We start from the raw sequence: 21,068 nt of genomic DNA on the forward strand, positions 1-21,068 counted from the left end.
TACATTTTATTAACGTGCAAAAATACGAAAGTATATGCTAGAAACCTACCACTTGAGCACGCTAAGTATAGGGAAATGATCAGAAGGGAATTTTCCCATATAAGTGTCGGTTAATATTCCGTATTTTAACACTTTAAAAGGTTTCGTGATGAATATATGATCGATTCTGCCATTTTCTTTCAGGCTCTTACCCCAGCCGTTGAATGTAGAATTCGGCGCATACTTAATTGCAGCTAGTTCATAGGCATCCTGTACTATGCCGCTATTTGCCAGCGTGAAGTAAGCTTCGTTTTTTTCGTCAATATTAAAGTCTCCAGTTAAAATGAGTGGAAGATCTTTTGCAAATTCTTTGGCTTTAGACAAAATCTGTTTGGCACTTTCTCGTCTAGCCTCTACACCAATGTGATCAAAGTGTGTATTCATAAAAATAAGCTTTTTGCCATTTTTTTTGTCTTGAAAAATTCCCCACGTGCATATTCTCGGTAAAGCCGCATCCCAACCCTTATTCGGTTTTTCAGTATCACTGTCTGATAGCCAAAACGTGCCGTTCTTTAACATTTTAAAACGTTTATTGTTGTAAAATATCGCAGAATGCTCTCCTTTACTTGCACCATCATCACGACCTACTCCAACATAAGAATAATCGGTTAACCGTTCTTGCATATCTTGCACTTGTTCAATAAAAGCCTCTTGTATGCCAAAGATATCAAATTCATGAAAGCGGATTAGGTCACATACAGGATCCTTGCGATCATCCCACATATTACCCACATCGCTGTTTGTTTTTAGCCGGATATTAAAACTCGCGGCACTTAATTCTTGTGCGATACCATCGATTAAGTATCCCAATAAAAAGATAAGTATTAGTGATTTCTTCATTTTATTTTTTGCTCAATGTACGTTCTAATAGTTCGGGTTCGTCTGTAGTGATATAGTCTAACCCCAGTGTGATGAAATAATTCATGTCTTCGTTCGTATTGACTGTCCAGACATTGGTTTTTAGACCAAGTTTGTGTGCGTCTGACACCCAGGAGGGTGTCTTTTTTAGAGTAGCTGTATTATAGTCAAAACCAGATAGATTAGCAGCTTTAAGAGTTGTCGGATCTTTATCTCCGTTGAGGTAGTGGATTTTTAGTTTTTTGTTCAGAGACCTGAATTTTAAACAAGCGTCCCAACTGAAAGCTATTACCTCTACCATTTTGTTTGCTTTCAGTTTTTGGATAAGTGCCAACGATAACTCCGCAGACCGGATCGTTTTATCCACACCCAAACGGTTGGATTTAAGCTCATAGATTAATTTGGTTTCTTTTTGTTTAAGACCTTCCTTAAGATATTCCTCCGCTGTTGGAATACTTTCTCCATTCGGATGCTTTTTTGTTAAGAGTTCGGCATAGGTCGAGGTCGCTATATCCATGCCATAAAAATCGTTGTCATGGTTTACGACTAACACCTCGTCTTTGGTCATATGTACATCAAACTCGCTGCCCCAGACTTTTTGTTTTACAGCTTCTTGTAACGCTGCAATGCTATTCTGTGGGACGCTTGTGTGTTTCCATGCACCACGGTGGGCAATGATTTTTGACGATTGAGCACATACATTAGTTAATGCAAATGCCAAAAAAAGAAAAAAGGTTGATAAAAGCTTCATAGTTATTTTAGGTTAGATTTAATTTGTTAAATAGATAATGTTTGACACAGCGCGTTCGCCTTTATGGTCAAATAGTTTGTTGTCGCTGGGGTAATTGACCACGCCGTGGTCCGCTTGTCCTTTGATATACATGGTTGTACTTCCGCCCCCGTCTAGATTCATCGCAGACTGACACCCGTACCAACGGAATATTTTTTCTAGTTCCCCCAAAGTAAGTCCTTGTGATTTAGCATTTCTGCCATCTACCGTTAGAAGAATCAGTTTGTTGCCTTTTAGGGCAATAGCAGTTCGAGGATGTCTATTGTCATTAAATGCATTTTTTGAAAGGGGATATGATAATCCATCTTTTAGTAAGAGCGGTCCTGCTAACAGGATGTTCGGGTAGGCGCCGCTTTGAGTGGAATCATCGGTAATTAATAGTTTTTTATGATCAAATGCTAGATAGGCGTTGGCGCGGGCAGATTTGGTTACCGTTGTATTGATGATTTGATGTTTTACCTTTATAAAATCTACGGCTCCGCCATTTTTCATGTCAAAAAAGCCTCCATTAAGCGCTAATATAGCATCGTGTTGTTGCGCTAATGTGGATGTCTTCTCTCGACTTTTAGGCAAGGCCGCAAGATGTATCTTTTTGCCGTGCTTCTTCAAGTCAACTTCGATAATATTAATCTCCTGCTGACTCCCGAAAATTCCTTGGATATTCGCTTGTTTCCATATAATTCCTTTTTTTATAAGATGGTCGTGCCATGCAGTGTTTGAAAATAGAATGGAATCCACGTTTTGGGCATGTACTTTTGTGCCAAAAAAAAGAAAAAACAAAAGTATAGAAAAGGAAAAGGCAGTATGTTTATTTTTCATACTGCCTAAGTTAGGTATCTTTTGTTAAGAAATAGTTAACTTATTTTAGCCCATTCCATTCGGCATAGAATTGTTGCAGAAAATCTTCCATATACCGGTGTCTTTGTTGTGCTATTTCTTTTGCGGTTGTTGTGTTCATTTTATCCTTTAACAAAAGCAGCTTTTCATAAAAATGGTTTATGGTTGGCGCAGTCGTGTTTTTGTAGGCCTCTTTATCCATCGAGGTCTCTATTGGGATGTGTGGATTGTGGAGTTCTCTATTCTTGAAGCCGCCGTAGTTGAATGCACGTGCTATGCCGATGGCACCAATGGCGTCAAGACGATCAGCATCTTGAACGACTTCTAGTTCTTTGGAATGAAATTCTACTTTCCCCAAAGAAGCTTTAAAAGACATATTGAGAATGATATTTTGCACATGCTCAATAATCGTATTATCCACACCTATAGAAGCTAGAAATTGACCTGCTATATGCGGTCCTAAATGTTCGTCGCCATCATGAAATTTACTGTCCGCTATGTCGTGCAACAGAGCGGTCAACTCACAGACTAGTCGATCGGCCTGTTCCGTTTCCAGAATTAGTTTTGTGTTGTTCCACACGCGTTGAATGTGCCACCAATCATGGCCTGCTTCCGCACCTTCCAGTGTAGCTTGTACAAAAACGGCCGTACGATCTATAATATCTTGCATATTAGTTTTCTTTAGAACCGTCATACAATTCATACTGCAAGAGCCTACAGTCAAGTTTTCCGTTGAAAAATTCAAAACGTCTAGATGCTTTCAGTCCAATTTTTTTGGCAAGATCTGGATTTCCGGTGAATACATAGCCCCGGTATCCTTTACATTCTTGCTTCATAAAATCACCAATTCGTTTATACGTTATTTCTAGTTTTGTATGTGTACCTAAGCGTTCCCCATATTCAGGGTTAAACATAATGACCCCGGGTTCACTTGGTACAGTTGTCTCCGCAAAATCACAAACTTGAAAATCAATGAGGTGTTCTACGCCCGCTGTTTTCGCATTTATTTTCGCAATTTCTATGGCTTGTTCGGCGATATCTGAAGCTATGATCGTAGGTACTTGCGATTTGTCAGCTTTTTCTTTGAGTAACTTTCGTTCAGCAAAGAATACATTTTCATCATAACCTATAAAATGCATAAAGGAATAATTCATGCGTTGCAGTCCGGGCATTCTATGTTGCGCTATTAATGCTGCTTCAATAGCTAATGTGCCAGATCCACACATAGGGTTAACAAAAGGAGATTTACCGTCCCATTTGGTTGCGAGTATGGTTGAAGTTGCTAAAGCTTCTAACATAGGAGCCTTGCCAGGATGTTTTCTATAGCCATGTTTGGCAAGTGTTTCACCAGAAGTGTCCAAGAATATCTCGGCACGGTCTTCCATCCAATGCAGGTGGATGACAGATTTGAAAAAATCAGGACCAGAATTGGGACGTACACCTTTTTTATCTTTTATACGATCCACTATCGCATCTTTTACTTTTACATTTGCAAAGAGCGGGGTTGTTATCGTTTCGTTATGAACATTTGATGTCACTGAAAAATATCCATCAAAGGGGATGATATTTTCCCATTCGATTTTAATTAAACCATCGTAAAGTTCCTTCGGGTCGTTGGCTCTGAAAGAGGCCAATTCGTACAAGACCTGACTTGCCGTTCGTAGGTTTAAATTAAGCTTAATACATTCGTTCACGGATGCATATAGTTCCACTCCGGTATTGAAAGCACGTTTGATCTCAAATCCTAGGGAGACTACTTCTTCTTGTAGGTACGGTGATAGCCTTTTATTGCATGTGACGATCACCTTTTTCGGGGTGTTGAAAACTTCCTTCATATTTCTACAAAGTTAGTTAATCTAGAACGCAAAAAATGTGTAATTTTATCGTTTAATAATTTTGAATATGGAAATCAGAGGAAAAGTACATGAAGTTGGTGCTTTACAACAGGTTACAGAGTCTTTCAAGAAAAGAGATCTTATTGTTGCATACGCCGAGAACCCACAGTTTGTAGAGTATATTCGCTTTGAAGCGACACAAGATAGAGTTAACATCTTTGACAATTTGGCCGTAGGAGAGGAGATTGAGATTTCATTTAATCTACGTGGACGTCCTTGGACAAACAAAGATGGTGTTACAACTTATTTTAATTCTTTAGTAGCTTGGCGTGTGACTAAGCTTGCAAATACAGGATCATCTGCTTCGACTCCAGGTTATGCAGATATGCCAGCACCAGTAGATATCAGTTCTTCTGGCGCAGATGACGATGATTTGCCATTCTAAGGCTACTGATAAATGATTTTAAAAGCTATTCCACTGGAATAGCTTTTTTTAGTTTGTCTATTTTTTAAAATTTCATTAAGTACTTTATGCTAATATTTTAATAAACTTCTGTTTTTAAGGTTATATTTATTAATATTTGTTTTAAGTTGTATATTAGAAGCCGTTGACGATACTATAAATTGTCAATCTAGATAAGAAACCTATTTATGAGCGTATTAGAGAGCCTTTTGTTGAGTTTATCGGATCCGAAGCAAATTCGTGCCATGCAGAAAAAGAATAGGCTATTACGTGCGGTATACGTTAAAGATGCCATATCTGTTAATGAACTAATGAAGGTATTAGGGATAAGTTTCCCGACATTGAATACCTTGATTTTGGAATTGATCGAGCAAAAGCTACTCATTCAAAATGAAAGAGGAGAATCTATCGGTGGAAGAAAACCCAATTTGTATCAATTGAACGACGGAATTTTTAAAGTATTGTGCGTTGAGGTCAATAGGTTTTCGGTGAAAGTTTCGTTTGTCGATAACAATAGTAAGATTCTGGCCCCATCTCAAATATTTGAAAATAATCTGACTAGAGATTTAGAGGGATTAAAAGAATTTGAGGGAGTGATAAAAGCGTATGCTACGCAGAATGGGGTGAGTTGGTCGGATGTTTCAGGAGTTGCGATTTCTATGCCAGGGTTGATTGATAAGACAAAAGGTAAGAATTATTCCTTCTTTTTCGAGTCCGATTTTGATTTGAAAGATTCTTTGGAAGAAGCCTTTGCTAAGAAGGTGTATATTGTGAATGATGTGAAATTGACAACTTATGCTGAGCAAAATTTTGGAGCTTTGAAGCAGGTAGAAAACGGTTTAACGATTTTGATGGATTGGGGAATGGCTTTAGGGATAGTCGCTCAGGGCGAAATCTATATGGGTAAAAATGGTTTCTCTGGCGAAATGGGACATATGAGTTTTATTGAGGATGGTGAGCTCTGCTATTGTGGTAAGCGAGGCTGTCTAGAGACGGTAGCCTCAGGAATATCGTTGGTCAAAAAGGCTAGTCAAGATATCACGAATAATGTACCTACACTGTTGTCTAAAAAATTTAACAGCGATAATATACAACCCCAACATATTATAAACGCCGCTCTTGAGGGCGATCAGTACGCTATTGAACTGATTACCGAGTTGGGCAAAAATCTAGGTAAGGCGATTGCGCTCTTTGTCCAGATTTTTAATCCTGAACGGGTGGTGTTGGGAGGTAATTTTGCGAAAGCTGCTACCTTGATTACGAATCCCATTCAACAGCAGATCCAGACATATGCGATGGGAAGAATTTTAAATAATTGTGAAGTCGTACTTTCGACATTGAGTGAAGATGAAATCACGTTTGGTTTGGCTCGGTATTTTATTGTCAATTGTTTTGATAATGACCTTTTACCTTCAAATTAAGAGTTAACCGCTAACATATCTTCCGAAAGGAATCTTTCGGAGTAAATACGTTATTCCAACTGAAGCGATGATCGTACTAATTGTCGCTAAAGGAATGACCCAAGCCGTACCCATGTATTTGGATAAAAGTGGGTGTAGAAAATTCAAAGGTATAATGTGACTTAGATAGATACCGAAGCTGTATCTGTCAATGATCGCTATCCATTTTGGAGTATTGTTGTTATCTTTTTTCCATGCCTTAATCCATAAAAAAAGAAAGGTAGTAGCCAATGCTGTTGTCGGAAATAAATAATTGTACAAAAATGTATTCAATTTTTTTCCGTCCTGATTGAGCAGATATGTACCCCATCCAATGATTATGATGATAAGAAAATAGCCAAGGATGTATATGATTCTTTTTTTGTTAAACGATTTGACTGTAAGGTAGTATCCCAATACTAAGTAGCCTACATAGCCAGAAAAGAAGGTGAGATCAAATTTAGGCATTACAGTATAAAGCCCCTTATTGGAAACGAACATGGCCAATAACCAAAAAAGCAGGAATAATTCAATTTCTTTAATAGAGGATTGAGTTATAATTTTTCGGAGAAATGGAATGGTTAGATATACACCTATTATCATGTATAAGTACCACAGATGAGCATTAGCGCCATGAAGAATCTTGTCCTGGGTAATGGTCAATATTCTTTCAAGCGATAAGGATTCGAAATTGGTATAACGATAAAAATAGTATATGAGATAAACGAATGTCCAGAAGAGAAAGGGATAGATTAACTTTGGAATACGTTTTTTATAAAATTTCAACGTATTTTCATCTTTCTGCAGTAACAAAGATCCTGAAATTGCGACAAATATAGGTACGGAGCATCGTGTCGCTGCATTTATCCAATTGGCGTAATTCCAGTCGAATGCATTCGTGTCAATATGGTTGAGAAAACCTGTAGAGGCGTGTATTAGCACAACAAAGACTGTCGCAATGACACGTAGGTATATAATGTAACTGTTTTTGTCTGCCATACCGCAAAAATAGGATAATTGGAACAAGAATTGGATAACGACTTGAGAATAGATTCTTTGTAGAAATGAATAGTTGGTTGTTTACCAAAAAAAATAATTAAATTGCATTATGGGTTGGGCCACAAAAAAGAGTAAACGTTGGGAATTTGGACGATTAAAATGGACTTTCTTGTCTATTTTGATGTTTTTTCCTCCAATTCATCCACTGGTGATGATGTCGCAGGCGTCTAAAAGTAAGGTGAGATCATGGTATGCATTAGCTTGGCTTTTGCTTTTTCTACAGTTCGGTCTTCTCTATTCCTTCTACTTATTTGCTGGAGCTATGTCGCAGGGGATGCTATTCACTATCTGTGGGTATATCTCTTCATATATAGTTGGCAATGGATTGTTGCTCAATCAATCCAAATCCTATTTACAACGATTGGAGTTGGCGGAGGTACGCCCCCTGACTTGGATTAATACGTTGGCTGATCAGCGCCGTCTAGAGTTAGCGTATGCTCAGATAGAAACACCACAATCATTTGTGACAAAATTGATGTATTATCAGAAGGAAATAGACAATAGGGGGATTCAGGAACATGTTGGTAAAATAATACGTCTTTTTCATTTGTTAGAGCAGCGGGATATTCAGGAGGCAGAGAAGTTTTTAGTAAGACATGGTACTGTTGTAAATGTACTTCGTGAATACGATGACTTAGAAAACACCAGATTACATAATCAGATTACTTTGGATTCTAGGAATAAATTGGAAGCTGTCTTAGCGCAAGCTGCTTCCGCAATTGAGTTGGATGTAACCAATTTAATAAAATCAAGATTGCTAGATGTCTCCGCTGAATCGGATGTGTATCTGCAAACATTAAAAAATAAGAACCTTTTAAAAGATTAAATAATAAACTATGGCTACTATTGATCTGACAACCTACGAAGATAATAACCAAGACAAAAGTAAAGATATGCAAGTGACCTTTTCTGACGAAGAGAAGGCACTGATCCAACAATATAGAGACAAGATAAATTTGAACTCTACAACAGATATTATACAATTTGGGGTAGCTAGTCAAACGAAAGTCAGTAATTTTTCGAATGAAATATTGAAGCAAGTTCGTACGAAAGATATGGGTGGGGCAGAAGAGATCCTATTAAATCTCCGTTCGGATATAAAATCGTTTGATGAGAATCTGAATAAGAAACCCTTGATCCCCTTTTTTGATACCTTGAAGAAGAAGATTCAGCGTATGCGGACAGAGTATGCTTCGGTAGAAAAGAATATCCATCAGATCGAGCTCAAGTTGGAAGGGCATTACAAAACGTTGTTGAAAGACGTTAATATCTTTGACAAGCTTTTTATAGAAAACCAAAATTATTTCAAAGAGTTATCTTTGCATATTGCTGCTGGAGAGGAGAAGCTTCAGGAAGTACACAATGTTACACTACCAGCGCTTCGACAGGAAGCGGAATCTACGGGCGATCAACATAAAATACAGGCTTACAAAGATATGGAGCAACATGTGGTACGCTTCGAACGCAAAATACATGATTTAAAACTGACACGTATGGTGGTGTTACAAACAGCTCCACAAATTCGAATGATTCAGAGTAATAGCAGCTCTTTAATGGAGAAGATTCAGTCTAGTATTGTCAATACATTGCCTTTATGGAAAAACCAAATGGTGCTTACTTTAGGCATTGCGCATGCCCAACGTGCGCTGGATGCTCAGAAAGCTGTTACGGATGCGACTAATGAACTGTTACGTAAGAACTCGGAAATGCTTAAAGAGTCTACGATAAATGTGGCGCGAGAGACAGAACGCGGAATTGTGGATATAGAGACGATAAAAAAAGCAAATGTGGATATTATTAGTACGATTGAGCAGGTGTTACAGATACAGCGGGACGGAAGAGAAAAACGGAAAGTAGTAGAACAAGAATTATTGCAGTCTGAAAATGAGTTAAAAGCCAACTTGTTGAAATCCTCGGACGATTCGAAATTAATCAACTAAAAATAGCTATATGCTGTAAGCTACAGATTGTATGCATTCCTGTAGCTTATAGCGTACAGCTTTTACATTTCCCAGCGTTTTTTAGGAACACAGGTGATATCCTTAATTTTTCGTAGAATTATCGGACGAGAATCAAATCTATTTTCCAATACTACAGAATCTTGGTTATGGTATACCAATTTAAATCGGGGCAAGTATTGACCACTTTTGTAACAGCCTGATATTTTCTGTTTTCCGTTCTCTTTGGTGTAAATTCCCTCTACGATAATACTATCCCCCCGCAGTACATATACACCTTTGGCGTACTCTGTCCAAGAGCCATTGTTGAAGCAGCTGTCGGGCATCGTTTTCGTTTTAGACGTGACATACATCTTTGTGTATACGGAATCACAAGTGAAGGTGAATTCATGCAGTGCAAAACTGAGCATTTGATCTTGTTGAGGAACACTGTCTTGTGTCCATACCCCTTGAAGAAAGGATACTCCTTCTGTTTGCATTTCAGAATGACGTTGGCAGGCTGTGAACAAAGAGAGCACGCCTAATAAAAAGATTAGGCATGCTTGTTTATTTGTTGGTGATTTTAAGCGTTTCTTCACTCGGTTATTATAAACTACCCACCATTTCTTCTGGTTTTACCCATTCATCAAACTGCTCGGCTGTAACATAACCTAGAGCTATTGCTGTTTCTTTTAAGGTAGAATTATTTTTATGTGCGGTTTGCGCAATTTCTGCTGCTTTATAATAGCCTATTTTCGTATTTAACGCAGTAACCAACATTAACGAGTTGTCTACAAGTTCTTTAATGCGCGCATAGTTAGGTTCGATGCCAATGGCGCAGTGCTCTTCAAAGGAAATACATGCATCTCCGATTAGACGAGCTGATTGTAAGAAGTTAGCAGCCATTACTGGTTTGAATACATTCAATTCGTAATGTCCTTGTGTACCTCCGATAGTGATTGCTACATCATTACCCATTACCTGCGCTGCTACCATAGTGAGAGCTTCACATTGCGTAGGATTTACTTTTCCTGGCATGATAGAAGACCCTGGCTCATTTTCCGGAATTAAGATCTCTCCGATGCCAGAGCGAGGCCCCGAAGCCAACATGCGGATGTCATTTGCAATTTTATTTAACGATACCGCAAGTTGCTTTAAAGCTCCATGCGTTTCTACGATAGCATCATGCGCAGCTAAAGCCTCAAATTTATTCGCAGCTGTAACGAATGGATGACCCGTGAATTCTGCGATATATTTGGCAACAGTTACATCATAGCCTTTCGGTGTGTTTAGCCCTGTTCCGACGGCTGTTCCGCCTAGTGCTACCTCAGAAAGATGATCTAATGTGTTTTTTACGGCTTTGATACCATAGTTCAATTGTGCTACATAACCCGAAAGCTCTTGGCCCAATGTCAGCGGTGTGGCATCCATAAGATGTGTACGGCCTATTTTAACCACGTTCATATATTCTTCGGATTTACGTTTTAGCGTATCCCGGAGCTTTTCAACACCTGGTATCGTTACCTCAACTACAGCTTTGTAAGCAGCAATGTGCATGCCAGTAGGGAAAGTATCATTAGATGATTGCGATTTGTTGACATCGTCATTTGCCTTTAAGACAGGTTCGCCTTCTCCGATATTGCCGCCCGCCAATACTTGAGCACGGTTTGCGATAACTTCATTAACGTTCATGTTGGATTGTGTTCCAGAACCCGTTTGCCAAATCACTAACGGAAATTGATCGTCTAGCTTTCCTGCTAATATTTCATCACAAACAGTTGCGATAGCATCGCGTTTTTCGATAGGAAGTACACCTAATTCATGGTTGGCATAAGCAGCAGCTTTTTTCAAGTACGCAAAGCCTTCAATAATCTCATGAGGCATTGAAGCTGATGGGCCAATTTTGAAATTATTGCGTGAACGTTCTGTTTGCGCGCCCCAGTACTTGTCTGCAGGTACCTGAACTTCACCCATGGTATCTTTTTCTATTCTGAATGCCATAATATTTAAAGTAAAAAGTTAAAATTCAAAAATGCGATTTCTTTGTCTTCTCCTTGTCGACCGAAATTTCTAGAAGCAAAGTTACTTAATAATACAGAGAATAGGCAAGTTATAAGCTGGAAAAACAGCGTAAGATCATTTAATTTTTATTCCTAACTAGTGATAATTGGAGCATACAATGATTTACACCCCTAGTCTTCTTTGTAGATATTCGCGAATATGGTGGTACAGTTGTTTGGGCTTCAAGCTTCGCCACGGAATTTCGTTTAAAAGGCCCCCAAAGTTGATGTAATAATCTATATTAGCTCCCTGAAACTCCTGTATAACATGTTCTCTGAAATGTAATCCAGCGATCCAACCATCTTCGATATCTTGAAACCATTCTTCATAATAAGAGTCGTCTGAAGCATGAAAATTCAGTACATTTTCGCCAATAAGTATATATTTCGTAATACCTTCTTGTATCAATACATCTATAATCTCCCTTTTGAGAAGCATTATGTCGTTGTAAATAGCATCATTCCATTCGCCGATGAACTCTATAATGGTATAACCATGTTCGTAGTCGACGTACAATATCTTGAGGTAGAGGGTCTGCGAGCCAAAATCATCCCATTGTGGGTGAAGGAGGAAATTGTAGATTTGTTTGTCAAACTCAAACTCACTATAGATCGTTCCGAAAAACGGGGATTTTTCATCTTCTGAAGCAATATAATCATGCCGCCATTGATAATAAGGTTCGATCTCGTGCATAGTCGTCAAAAATTTATCAAACCTAAAAAAAATCGTTTTCATCTGCAATGTAATTCTGACTCCTCATTCTTTCTTCTAAGAATTATGAAATAAATATTGGGAATTATTTGTTGACATTTAATAGTTTGGTAGTTATTTTGGTATCTTTGTTTGTTGTTTTTTTAGGGTAAACTCCCATTATTACAACAAATTAAATCCTGGTTTAAGTGCATACGGATTAAATAAATGCAAAAGGGTACTGGACGGAATATTTTTGTAGCTGCAACTTATGCGGCAACTTTGTTTTTAGGATTGATTCTTGGTCAAAATTATGTAGACCAACAGAGCAATAATCCGGGTAGTTCGCTGGTACCTATAGGATTGTCTGACAATTCATATAAGATTCAACAAGTTCTCGACCTTCTATCTAATAGCTACGTGGATAGCTTAAATGTTGACTCTTTACAGAATGGAGCGATAAATCATATTGTAGCCCATTTGGACCCCTATTCATCTTATTTATTGCCAAATGAATCGCAGGCTCAATCTGAGGCTCTCGAAGGTACATTTGAAGGGATCGGGCTAGAGTTTTTTAATCTTAATGATACGTTATTAGTAGTAGGGGTAATCGCTGATGGACCAGCAGAAAAAGCGGGATTGAAAGTAGGTGATCGTATTCTGAGAATTGATTCTACTCAGGTGGCAGGACGAAAAGTAGGACAAAATATAGTGGATAAAATGGTTCGTGGTAAGAAAGGCTCTTCCGTTGCTATCTATGTGGCGAGAGATAATCGTGAAAGAACAGATCCGTTTCATGTTGTTCGTGACCAAATCAAAGTTAGCTCGGTTGATGTTTCGTATATGGTTAAGCCCACTATAGGATATATACGTATACGACGATTTGGCTTGAAGACTGCTGAAGATTTTAAGGCGACAATCAAGGAATTGAAAAAGCAGGGGGCTCAAAATCTGATTTTAGATCTACGTGATAATGGAGGGGGGTATTTTCACGTAGCACTACGTCTAGCTAGCGAGTTTTTTAATGACCGTAAAATGTTAGTGTACACTGAGGGGGCTCACGAGAATAAGAGGGAATACTACTCGGAGGGAGCTGGTGAGTATACGCAAGGTAAACTAATAGTCTTGATAAACGAGGGTACGGCCTCAGCTTCCGAAATTGTCGCTGGTGCAGTACAGGATTGGGATCGGGCGACTGTTGTTGGAAGAAGATCGTATGGTAAAGGTATCGTGCAGGAACAATTCGATTTTTTGGACGGGTCGAGGATAAATCTCAGTATTTCCAGATATTACACGCCGCTAGGGCGAAGCATACAAAAGAAGTATACGGCCAATTGGTCCAATATGATCGACTATGCCAGTATGTATAAAGGGCTCTGGGTTCTAGATACTACTTTTGCGAATGCACAGATGTACAAAACGTTGGCTGGTAGGGAGTTATTTAGTGGGGGTGGAATAAAGCCGGATGTTAATATCTCCATTGACTCCAACGAGCTGAGTCTTTTATATCAAGATATTATAAAATCAAGCTATCTTGAACAGTTTGTTTATGAGCGGTTTACCAAGCAGTTGCCGGCGTATTCGATTGAGAACTTTATTCAAGGGTATCATTTGCCCCAGTTGGAATACGATAAATTTATTCTTTATTTGAAAGATAGGAACATTATTGTGAATGAGAGAAGGAGTAAAGAGCTTTTAACACTTATTCAATCCGATATTGAAGCTATTGTAGGTCGGTATTATTTTGGTAGAGAGGCTTATTTTAAAGTGAAGAATAGAAAAGATGAATATGTAAAAAAAGCGATAGAGTTATTAGTCCCTACTTCGTTAATCACATCAACAAATGGTTAGTGAATCAGGTCTGCCCATATCGGGTAGTGGTCTGATAGTCGTTCGTTAACAATTCCATAATTGTCGACAGCGATGGATTTTTCGCAAAAGATATAGTCAATTTGAAACAAAGGGAGTAATCCAAAATGGGTAACCCCCCATCCAAATCCTTTTTCTTCAAAAGCATTGTACATACCTTGTCCGACCTTGTTGACGCTGTATGACATCGGTGTATCGTTAAAATCTCCCATCACAATATAAGGGTAGGGACAGGATTCGATATGTTTACGTAATGATTTTGCCTGCTCACTGCGGTTGGTAAATGCTGTTTTAAGCTTACGTCCTACGCGCTTTGTTTTTTGCTCATCTTTCACTTGTGCGGTGGCCGACTTTTGGATAAATTCTTTATCTTCTTCTTGAAATGCAAATGAACGTAAGTGCACATTATACACACGCAGCGTATCTGCTTCCCGTTTGATATCTGCAAAAATAATCCGGTTGATACCATATCCATTTTTAAAAATGGTGCCGTGGTCTATAATGGGAAACTTTGAAAATATAGCTTGGCCATATCCTTCATAGTCATTTTTTGACACCGGTTCGAAGTAATAATCTTCAAATTTTCCTTCTTCTTTTAATATCTTAGTGAATTGACGAGATCCTCTAATGCGACTGTAAAACTCCTGAAAGCAAACGATGTCTGGGTTGACTGTGTTTACCAATTCTGCTGTTTCCTCTCTAAAATTATCCTTTGGACTGTCGTATCGTTCAAAAAGATGTACATTAAAGCTCATCACTCTTAGTGTGGTGTCCGCTTTAACAACTATCTTGTCGTTGCTATTTCTGAAATTAATATGTTTGCCTAATAGGCTCCATCCGGATACAATGGCTAGTAAGCTAAGTAGGATGTATCTTTTTTTTCTTAAGAACCAATAAATAATAAAGCCAATATTGATAATTAAAATGGGCAGAAACGCTAGACCGAAAAAAGCAATCGGCCAAAATTGTTGCGGGTCGATGAAAGAAGCAGAATAGCTCAATAGTAACGCGACTACAGCAAGAATATTTGTAATAAATATCGTCTTGCTAAAATATCCAAGTCGTTTACGGAAAAATGATCGGTTTGTCATTACTGATCCTGCTTACTGGCTTTAAAAAGCACTTCTTTCTCTTGCGAATTTAGACTTTCATAACCACTTATCGAAATTTTGTCTAGTATTTGATCGATAAGTTCCTGATTAGGTAAATCAGAATGGTGTCTTCTTTTTTCAGTAGTATGTTGGTGCTTTTGACCTTGCACGACCTTAAGGTGCTGTGGACGTTTGCTTCTTTTGAAAAATCTGCTCCAATCATTCCCTTTTTGGAGTTGCCACATAAAACATATACCAAAACCGGCCATGAATAGATAAGCAACTGCTGTAACTGGATTACTTACCATCAAAAATCCAAACTCGAGCGCAAGATATATTAACGCTATTGTTTTCAACTTGACATTCCCAAAGATGAATAGACGTACCTCTAAATTGGGAACTAATAACGTCACACTGCTGATCAAGGCGGCTAATCCAAGTGCTGTAGTGTTCCAGTAAGCTGTTTGATTGGAGTAATAAGGCAATGAGCTGATCCCTAGAAAAACTAATCCACCCAGCAATATACCTCCTATAAATACAGTGAGGAACTGCCTGTTGTTTAGAAAGTTTAGAAAAATATTTCCAATCCAGTATAGCCAGAGACAATCGAATAGAAGATTGAAAATCCCCTGATATAAAAAGGGGTGGGTTATTAATGTCCAAGGCTGTTGAATGAATGCCTTGAATGACATAGGAAGGCTTAGATTTTCATATGTCCATCTAAAGAGATCTAAGGATACGACCTCGTCAAATGTTAATAGTTCGAAAATATGAAGTAAAACAAACATGAGTACCTGTCCCGTGATGATATAGGGGATAGGTGACGTGTTTTTATACGTGTCTCTAATAAATGATTTTAAGACATTTTCCTTCATGTCATCTTCTTTATGTTATAGGTTCGTTATCCTTAAATCATGATTACTCGTTAATAATATCCTTTTTTTATCTTCCAGGCTTTTATCAGTAGATAGCCAAATAATGCTCCACCAACGTGGGCTAGATGGGCAATTGAAGAACCAGAGTTATTAAAACCAAGATAAACTTCTATAAGAATATAAGCTCCGACAAAATACTTTGCTTTTATAGGTACAGGGATAAACATGAAATACAAAGGCATGTTGGGAAACAGATAAGCAAAAGCAAGTAATAGTCCGAATATTGCACCAGAGGCACCTACCATTGGTGTTCCATAGATAGAAATTAATGTGTCAAATTTGTCTTTCGTAAGGGGTAGAGAGGTGGACACACGATCTTGTGCAAAATCGAAGTTGAGAAAGGTACTCGCTCTCATATTTCCTGTAATCTGTTGTACTTCCATAGCCTGTACTCCATACTGAAGAACTAATGCACCTAAAGCACAGATAAGGTAATAATTTAAGAAACGTTTTGATCCAAACATGCGCTCGATGATTGGGCCAAACATGACTAATGCAAACATGTTAAAGAAAATATGGCTAAAACCGCCATGCATGAACATATACGTAATAGGCTGCCATATATGAAAAAACGGAGAATCGGGATAATACACCCCAAACCATCTGGTTGCAGGTTCAAAAATTAATGAACCGATGAAGCATATGATATTTATAATTAGTAGGTTTTTGACTACTGGTGTAAGGTTGTCAAGTAAGTTATTCATCTATGCTTTTTTAAAATTTATTAAATTTTTCCATTAATTCCTGCAATGTAATAGTGACAATTGTAGGTCTCCCATGTATCGAGATATTAGGACTCTCACATGCAAATAACGCATCGATCAAGTCTGATATAGATTCATTATCTAATGGAGTGCCTGGTTTGATGGCCGCATTTTTGGCTAAGCTCCTCGCTAGATTCTCTCTTTTCGAAAGAGTAAGTTCGGATGCATTGTTTTTGTAATCCTCCAATAGTTGATCGACAATTTTGGCTTCATTAACATTGGTTCCAAGGTCTGCCGGAATTCCATCTATGATGTAAGTTGTTTTTCCAAATGGTCTTAACTGAAAGCCTAGTGTCTGAAGCTCCGGAAGAAGTTCATCCATTAACGCAAAATCCGATGCGGAAAGCTCCAGCGTACTCGGAAAAAGGCTTTGTTGGCTTGAGCCTTTGTTGTTTTCCAAATGTTCCTTATACTGTTCAAATAAGATCCGCTCATGGGCCGCCTGTTGATCGATAAGCATAAAACCCGAGTGAATTTGAGAAAGAATATACTTGTTGTGTAACTGAAAAAAGACCTTCCTGTTTTCACTGTTGGATTGGAACACCTCATCGCTGTCTGATTCTGTTGGAAGGAGCGGTAGTTGAATAGGATCTTCCTGCTCTGCGATTTGGTATAACGTATCCCAATTTTGAGGTATCCCAATTGTTTTCTCCAGACCTTTTGAATAGCTTTCTGCTCGAGAAGTTTTAGACAATGTTGAAGGGTCACTTCCTCCTTCAAATGGATTGAAGTTGGGGTTGAACGATATTGTTGGTGCTTGAATCTCGTCAAGAGGCTTGGATGAAATCAGGTTACTAAAGCTAGTCTCCTGATTAAAATCGAGTGAAGGTGCTATATTATATCGGCCTAAAGAACGTTTTACTGCAGAACGAAGGATAGCGTATATCGCTTTTTCATCCTCATATTTGATCTCTGTTTTTGTAGGGTGTACGTTGATATCAATCTTCGCAGGATCTATTTCAATAAACAACACATAAAGTGGAAAGCTATCAGCAGGTAGCACCTCTTCATAGGCGTTCATGATAGCATGATTCAAATAGTGGTCCTTTATGTATCTTTTATTGACAAAGAAGAATTGTTCACCTCTTGTTTTTTTCGCGTATTCTGGTTTTCCAATAAACCCTTGAATGTTGATAATACTCGTTTCTTCTTCTACCGGAACAAGTTTTTGATTATAGTTATTGCCAAAAAGGTGGACTATTCGCTGTTTTAAGCTTCCAGGCGATAAATGAAAGATTTCATTATTATCACTGTGCAGGCTAAAAAATATGCTCGGATTAGCTAACGATATGCGCTGAAATTCATCTATTATATGACGCATTTCCACAGAATTGCTCTTCAGGAAGTTTCTGCGGGCAGGAATGTTATAAAAGAGATTCTTTATTGCGATGCTGGTTCCTGAGGGAAGAGCTTCAGGACGCTGATCAACAACTTTTGACCCTTCAATATTAATGACGGTGCCTAACTCATCTTCTACACGCTTGGTCTTTAATTCTACTTGCGCTATCGCGGCGATTGAGGCCATAGCCTCCCCCCGGAAGCCCATCGTGCGAATTGCAAAAAGATCTTCCGCTTTTCGGATCTTACTGGTCGCGTGGCGTTCAAAACATAGTCGAGCATCAGTTACGCTCATTCCACAGCCATTGTCTATGACCTGAATTAATGTTTTTCCTGCATCTTTAACAATAAGCTTAATTCTATCTGCTCCAGCATCAATAGCGTTTTCTATAAGTTCTTTCACTGCCGAAGCGGGTCTCTGAACCACTTCACCAGCTGCGATCTGATTGGCAACGGAATCTGGAAGTAATTGAATAATATCAGACATACGATGCGAAGTTACAAAAAAACCTTCATGTGTGATATCAAAATCCTGTATTCTTAGTAGCGTCGAGAGCGATTGTAGAATACTACAAGACCGTCGCGGATAGGGGGAGATTGGCTCATTAATAATATTAATGAGAAAAGATAAAGCGCACCGATTAGGTATTAATCAGTGCGCTTTAATCATTGTTTTTATAAGGTGATTTGTCTCTTAATACTTTCTTCCAAAGAGATAATAGTTTCTGTGCGCTGAATACCCTTTAGACCCTGAATATCTTCATTAAGTACCTTGCGGAGATGGGCGGTATCTTTACATATTATCTTTGCAAACATACTGTATTGACCGGTACAGTAGTGTAATTCTACGACCTCCTTTACCTGTCTGAGCTGCTCTACAGCATCTACATATTGAGATCCTTTTTCTAAGTAAATGCCTAAAAAGGCTGTTATATCAAAGCCAACTTTTTGAGGGTTGATGATTAAGTTAGATCCGTGTATGATACCCAATTCCTCCATTTTTTTCATTCGGACATGAATGGTTCCACCGGAGACAATGAGTTTTTTTGCTATTTCTGTGTAAGGAATGGATGCATCTTCCATTAAAATGGATAAAATCTGAACGTCAAGATTATCTAAATCGTAATTTGAATAGTTTTTTTCCATGAAGTATAAATTTATGCTATTGTTTTGTTGTTATCGTGTTTCTAAATGTAATATGAAGACTCTCTATCAGGTTTTCCGTAAGATAGTCTAAAAAAATAGATTTATAAAAAGCTGATTTTTTAATCTTCAATTTTTTTCAAAATTAATAACAAAAAATCATATTGTATTTTTATTTTCTAAAAAAAATGAATTGTATTTTGTAATATTTTAATAATATATCCATTTCTATAGGCTAGCACTTTTATTTATCTTTATAAAAATTAAAGTTTTAAGTTGCTTTTTATGGAGATTGATGACGTTAAGATTTCGAGAAAGAAACCTATATTTTCTGTTGGACAGGGTTTGCTAAAATACCTGAAAATGTATCAACGGGATGCTCGATTACCCATTTCTTATTACGATTTACTGTATTTTCAAGAGACTGTCCCGGTAATGGATAAATATGGGAATGATACCTTTTGGGAAACACCTTTATACCCTCCTCATCTTCAGGAGCAGCTGTACGAAGGACTCAAAGTGGTTTACGCTGTACTTAAGGCTTCCGGAAATACCCGTATTGTAGAACATAAAATCATTGATCGAATTGAGTACTGCGCCTTTGGAAATACAAAACCTTTCCGAATACGTATCGTGAATAGACTAAATGACGTGTATGATTACTTTTATGTAAAACAAGCCGATGCTTCCCGCATATACGGTCTTGAGTTGGAAGAAATCTTATCGCCTAATCAGGTCAATTATGTGTATGACAGAGATACATTAGTTGAAGAGCATATCGTCGGTATTCCTGGAGATGTCTTTAGCAAAGATCGGATTTTGACACCCGATTACAATCAAACCCGGATAGCAAAGGAATTTGTCAAATTTAATGAGCGTTGTATTATCTCTTTATTAGGGGATATGAGGGCGTACAATTTTGTAATGCAGATAACACCGGATTTTGATGATTTTCAATTCCGCATAAGAGCGATCGATTTTGATCAACAATTTTATGAAGGCAATCCAAAGGTATATATGCCTCAGTTTTTCAAAGAAAATCTTCCGTATGTTAAATTGTGTATGGAATATTTGAATGACAGAACGGTATTGCAATACCAACAGGAAGAACGTTCTTCCATTGTACACCGCGTTCGTAGCGAACGGCATCGTATCAAGGATTTAAGAGATGCTTCCAAATCGCAACAACTTTCCTCTACGGAGAATATCCAGCAATTGAGAGAAGGGTATGCCAAGTATTATGCAAATGAGAGTTATTTCAAGTGTGAGAGTATGACAGATATAGTAGAGCTTAATGTTAAGAATGTGATCCGCCAAGTGCAACTCTAGCGTATCCGATCCTTATTATCTTTGATAAACGCGGACCAGTTGGAATAACTTTTACTTCCTGAGGTACTATTTTGTTGAAAAGAGTGACAGACAGCTACAGCAAGACCATCGGTAGCATCTAGAAATTCAGGTGTCTCTTTAAAACCAAGTAAATTTTGGAGCATAGCAGCGACCTGCTCTTTGCTGGCACTTCCGTTTCCTGTTACGGATTGCTTTATTTTTCGTGGAGCATATTCAAATATGGGAATGTCTTGGCTCAGCGCGGCAGCCATGGCTACCCCTTGTGCCCTACCGAGCTTGAGCATCACTTGGATGTTTTTTCCGTAAAAAGGTGCTTCTAATGCGACACAATCAGGTTTGTATTCCTGAATCAGAGCTAAGGTTTTTTTAAATATCCGTTGTAGTTTAAGCCCGTGGTCATCAAGATGCCCCATTTTGATAACACCAAGGGATTCCAATGTTATTTTCTTGCCTACTTCTTTTATTATCCCGTAGCCTAATACGATTGTTCCGGGATCTATCCCTAAAATAATTCGTTCTTTGGCTTTTTCTTTTTGCATATGCCAAAATTACGTAATTGCTGACTATCTT

At 38.1% G+C, this 21,068-nt stretch carries 21 protein-coding genes; 6 read left to right on the plus strand and 15 right to left on the minus strand.

What is annotated here, in order from left to right; genetic code table 11:
* Positions 1 to 45: 45 nt before the first annotated feature.
* From B5X76_RS10515 to B5X76_RS10535, 5 genes are read right to left on the minus strand one after another with little or no spacing between them, the layout of a single operon-like run.
* Entirely contained in the window at positions 46 to 879 is an 834-nt protein-coding gene (locus B5X76_RS10515; protein ID WP_079643073.1) for an endonuclease/exonuclease/phosphatase family protein, read from the minus strand.
* A gap of 1 nt (position 880) precedes the next feature.
* Positions 881 to 1,648 (minus strand): glycerophosphodiester phosphodiesterase, encoded by a 768-nt coding sequence (locus B5X76_RS10520; protein WP_079643074.1) that lies wholly within the window; start codon positions 1,646 to 1,648, stop codon positions 881 to 883.
* Positions 1,649 to 1,666: 18 nt separating this feature from the next.
* The gene (locus B5X76_RS10525) at positions 1,667 to 2,506 is read right to left on the minus strand and encodes a phosphodiester glycosidase family protein (protein WP_079643075.1); all 840 of its coding nucleotides are present in this window, start codon (positions 2,504 to 2,506) and stop codon (positions 1,667 to 1,669) included.
* Between the two features lie 40 nt (positions 2,507 to 2,546).
* Positions 2,547 to 3,194, minus strand: a complete 648-nt coding sequence (locus B5X76_RS10530) for an HD domain-containing protein (protein WP_079643113.1) — start codon at positions 3,192 to 3,194, stop codon at positions 2,547 to 2,549.
* 1 nt (position 3,195) lies between these two features.
* Positions 3,196 to 4,359 (minus strand): THUMP domain-containing class I SAM-dependent RNA methyltransferase, encoded by a 1,164-nt coding sequence (locus tag B5X76_RS10535; RefSeq protein ID WP_079643076.1) that lies wholly within the window; start codon positions 4,357 to 4,359, stop codon positions 3,196 to 3,198.
* A gap of 67 nt (positions 4,360 to 4,426) precedes the next feature.
* On the opposite strand from B5X76_RS10535, the gene B5X76_RS10540 reads away from it, so the two are divergent.
* Positions 4,427 to 4,804 (plus strand): DUF3127 domain-containing protein, encoded by a 378-nt coding sequence (locus B5X76_RS10540; protein ID WP_079643077.1) that lies wholly within the window; start codon positions 4,427 to 4,429, stop codon positions 4,802 to 4,804.
* A 206-nt stretch (positions 4,805 to 5,010) separates the two neighbouring features.
* Entirely contained in the window at positions 5,011 to 6,243 is a 1,233-nt protein-coding gene (locus B5X76_RS10545) for an ROK family transcriptional regulator (protein ID WP_079643078.1), read from the plus strand.
* Positions 6,244 to 6,246: 3 nt separating this feature from the next.
* Here B5X76_RS10545 and B5X76_RS10550 read toward each other — a convergent pair whose 3' ends face one another.
* Entirely contained in the window at positions 6,247 to 7,260 is a 1,014-nt protein-coding gene (locus B5X76_RS10550; protein ID WP_079643079.1) for an acyltransferase, read from the minus strand.
* 109 nt (positions 7,261 to 7,369) lie between these two features.
* Here B5X76_RS10550 and B5X76_RS10555 point away from each other — a divergent pair, with 109 nt between their 5' ends.
* Both B5X76_RS10555 and B5X76_RS10560 read left to right on the plus strand, forming a co-directional pair.
* Positions 7,370 to 8,146: a hypothetical protein gene (locus B5X76_RS10555; protein WP_079643080.1), complete on the plus strand. Its 777-nt coding sequence runs from the start codon at positions 7,370 to 7,372 to the stop codon at positions 8,144 to 8,146.
* Positions 8,147 to 8,156: 10 nt separating this feature from the next.
* Complete coding sequence (locus tag B5X76_RS10560; protein WP_079643081.1) at positions 8,157 to 9,260, plus strand: toxic anion resistance protein; 1,104 nt, start codon at positions 8,157 to 8,159, stop codon at positions 9,258 to 9,260.
* Between the two features lie 62 nt (positions 9,261 to 9,322).
* Here the strand turns inward: B5X76_RS10560 and B5X76_RS10565 are convergent, their stop codons facing one another.
* The 3 genes from B5X76_RS10565 to B5X76_RS10575 all read right to left on the minus strand — a co-directional run bounded on the left by B5X76_RS10565 (position 9,323) and on the right by B5X76_RS10575 (position 12,011).
* Positions 9,323 to 9,757, minus strand: a complete 435-nt coding sequence (locus B5X76_RS10565; protein WP_245801024.1) for a fumarate hydratase — start codon at positions 9,755 to 9,757, stop codon at positions 9,323 to 9,325.
* 106 nt (positions 9,758 to 9,863) lie between these two features.
* Complete coding sequence (gene fumC / locus B5X76_RS10570; protein ID WP_079643083.1) at positions 9,864 to 11,258, minus strand: class II fumarate hydratase; 1,395 nt, start codon at positions 11,256 to 11,258, stop codon at positions 9,864 to 9,866.
* A gap of 183 nt (positions 11,259 to 11,441) precedes the next feature.
* The gene (locus B5X76_RS10575) at positions 11,442 to 12,011 is read right to left on the minus strand and encodes a hypothetical protein (RefSeq protein ID WP_079643114.1); all 570 of its coding nucleotides are present in this window, start codon (positions 12,009 to 12,011) and stop codon (positions 11,442 to 11,444) included.
* A gap of 225 nt (positions 12,012 to 12,236) precedes the next feature.
* On the opposite strand from B5X76_RS10575, the gene B5X76_RS10580 reads away from it, so the two are divergent.
* Complete coding sequence (locus tag B5X76_RS10580; protein WP_079643084.1) at positions 12,237 to 13,859, plus strand: S41 family peptidase; 1,623 nt, start codon at positions 12,237 to 12,239, stop codon at positions 13,857 to 13,859.
* Here the strand turns inward: B5X76_RS10580 and B5X76_RS10585 are convergent.
* From B5X76_RS10585 to B5X76_RS10605, 5 genes are all read right to left on the minus strand, one after another.
* Positions 13,856 to 14,968 carry an endonuclease/exonuclease/phosphatase family protein gene (locus tag B5X76_RS10585; protein ID WP_079643085.1) on the minus strand — a complete coding sequence of 371 codons (1,113 nt, stop codon included), beginning with the start codon at positions 14,966 to 14,968 and terminating at the stop codon, positions 13,856 to 13,858. The genes B5X76_RS10580 and B5X76_RS10585 overlap by 4 nt on opposite strands.
* Positions 14,968 to 15,843 (minus strand): rhomboid family intramembrane serine protease, encoded by an 876-nt coding sequence (locus B5X76_RS10590; protein ID WP_079643086.1) that lies wholly within the window; start codon positions 15,841 to 15,843, stop codon positions 14,968 to 14,970. Before B5X76_RS10590 ends, B5X76_RS10585 begins: the two co-directional genes overlap by 1 nt.
* A 50-nt stretch (positions 15,844 to 15,893) precedes the next feature.
* Positions 15,894 to 16,607 carry a rhomboid family intramembrane serine protease gene (locus B5X76_RS10595; protein WP_079643087.1) on the minus strand — a complete coding sequence of 238 codons (714 nt, stop codon included), beginning with the start codon at positions 16,605 to 16,607 and terminating at the stop codon, positions 15,894 to 15,896.
* Positions 16,608 to 16,617: 10 nt separating this feature from the next.
* A complete protein-coding gene (gene mutL / locus B5X76_RS10600; protein ID WP_079643088.1) occupies positions 16,618 to 18,492 on the minus strand; it encodes a DNA mismatch repair endonuclease MutL in 1,875 nt (624 codons plus the stop codon).
* Positions 18,493 to 18,680: 188 nt separating this feature from the next.
* The gene (locus B5X76_RS10605; protein ID WP_079643089.1) at positions 18,681 to 19,151 is read right to left on the minus strand and encodes an Lrp/AsnC ligand binding domain-containing protein; all 471 of its coding nucleotides are present in this window, start codon (positions 19,149 to 19,151) and stop codon (positions 18,681 to 18,683) included.
* 282 nt (positions 19,152 to 19,433) lie between these two features.
* Here B5X76_RS10605 and B5X76_RS10610 point away from each other — a divergent pair, with 282 nt between their 5' ends.
* Positions 19,434 to 20,477 (plus strand): hypothetical protein, encoded by a 1,044-nt coding sequence (locus tag B5X76_RS10610; RefSeq protein ID WP_079643090.1) that lies wholly within the window; start codon positions 19,434 to 19,436, stop codon positions 20,475 to 20,477.
* Here B5X76_RS10610 and ruvC read toward each other — a convergent pair.
* On the minus strand, positions 20,474 to 21,037 hold the full coding sequence (gene ruvC / locus B5X76_RS10615; protein WP_079643091.1) for a crossover junction endodeoxyribonuclease RuvC: 564 nt from the start codon (positions 21,035 to 21,037) through the stop codon (positions 20,474 to 20,476). The genes B5X76_RS10610 and ruvC overlap by 4 nt on opposite strands.
* Between the last annotated feature and the right edge of the window lie 31 nt (positions 21,038 to 21,068).

This window comes from Sphingobacterium nematocida (genome assembly GCF_900168125.1).
Taxonomy (GTDB): domain Bacteria; phylum Bacteroidota; class Bacteroidia; order Sphingobacteriales; family Sphingobacteriaceae; genus Sphingobacterium; species Sphingobacterium nematocida.

What these genes read in the sequence shown, in the direction of transcription:
- B5X76_RS10550 (WP_079643079.1), bottom strand. Translation starts at nt 7,260, where the DNA reads ATGGCAGACAAAAACAGTTACATTATATACCTACGTGTCATTGCGACA.
- B5X76_RS10545 (WP_079643078.1), top strand. Translation starts at nt 5,011, where the DNA reads ATGAGCGTATTAGAGAGCCTTTTGTTGAGTTTATCGGATCCGAAGCAA.
- B5X76_RS10585 (WP_079643085.1), bottom strand. Translation starts at nt 14,968, where the DNA reads ATGACAAACCGATCATTTTTCCGTAAACGACTTGGATATTTTAGCAAG.
- ruvC (WP_079643091.1), bottom strand. Translation starts at nt 21,037, where the DNA reads ATGCAAAAAGAAAAAGCCAAAGAACGAATTATTTTAGGGATAGATCCC.
- B5X76_RS10535 (WP_079643076.1), bottom strand. Translation starts at nt 4,359, where the DNA reads ATGAAGGAAGTTTTCAACACCCCGAAAAAGGTGATCGTCACATGCAAT.
- B5X76_RS10605 (WP_079643089.1), bottom strand. Translation starts at nt 19,151, where the DNA reads ATGGAAAAAAACTATTCAAATTACGATTTAGATAATCTTGACGTTCAG.
- B5X76_RS10555 (WP_079643080.1), top strand. Translation starts at nt 7,370, where the DNA reads ATGGGTTGGGCCACAAAAAAGAGTAAACGTTGGGAATTTGGACGATTA.
- B5X76_RS10525 (WP_079643075.1), bottom strand. Translation starts at nt 2,506, where the DNA reads ATGAAAAATAAACATACTGCCTTTTCCTTTTCTATACTTTTGTTTTTT.
- B5X76_RS10520 (WP_079643074.1), bottom strand. Translation starts at nt 1,648, where the DNA reads ATGAAGCTTTTATCAACCTTTTTTCTTTTTTTGGCATTTGCATTAACT.
- B5X76_RS10580 (WP_079643084.1), top strand. Translation starts at nt 12,237, where the DNA reads ATGCAAAAGGGTACTGGACGGAATATTTTTGTAGCTGCAACTTATGCG.
- B5X76_RS10515 (WP_079643073.1), bottom strand. Translation starts at nt 879, where the DNA reads ATGAAGAAATCACTAATACTTATCTTTTTATTGGGATACTTAATCGAT.
- B5X76_RS10530 (WP_079643113.1), bottom strand. Translation starts at nt 3,194, where the DNA reads ATGCAAGATATTATAGATCGTACGGCCGTTTTTGTACAAGCTACACTG.
- B5X76_RS10610 (WP_079643090.1), top strand. Translation starts at nt 19,434, where the DNA reads ATGGAGATTGATGACGTTAAGATTTCGAGAAAGAAACCTATATTTTCT.
- B5X76_RS10590 (WP_079643086.1), bottom strand. Translation starts at nt 15,843, where the DNA reads ATGAAGGAAAATGTCTTAAAATCATTTATTAGAGACACGTATAAAAAC.
- B5X76_RS10565 (WP_245801024.1), bottom strand. Translation starts at nt 9,757, where the DNA reads ATGCAAACAGAAGGAGTATCCTTTCTTCAAGGGGTATGGACACAAGAC.
- B5X76_RS10540 (WP_079643077.1), top strand. Translation starts at nt 4,427, where the DNA reads ATGGAAATCAGAGGAAAAGTACATGAAGTTGGTGCTTTACAACAGGTT.
- B5X76_RS10560 (WP_079643081.1), top strand. Translation starts at nt 8,157, where the DNA reads ATGGCTACTATTGATCTGACAACCTACGAAGATAATAACCAAGACAAA.
- mutL (WP_079643088.1), bottom strand. Translation starts at nt 18,492, where the DNA reads ATGTCTGATATTATTCAATTACTTCCAGATTCCGTTGCCAATCAGATC.
- B5X76_RS10575 (WP_079643114.1), bottom strand. Translation starts at nt 12,011, where the DNA reads ATGCACGAGATCGAACCTTATTATCAATGGCGGCATGATTATATTGCT.
- B5X76_RS10595 (WP_079643087.1), bottom strand. Translation starts at nt 16,607, where the DNA reads ATGAATAACTTACTTGACAACCTTACACCAGTAGTCAAAAACCTACTA.
- fumC (WP_079643083.1), bottom strand. Translation starts at nt 11,258, where the DNA reads ATGGCATTCAGAATAGAAAAAGATACCATGGGTGAAGTTCAGGTACCT.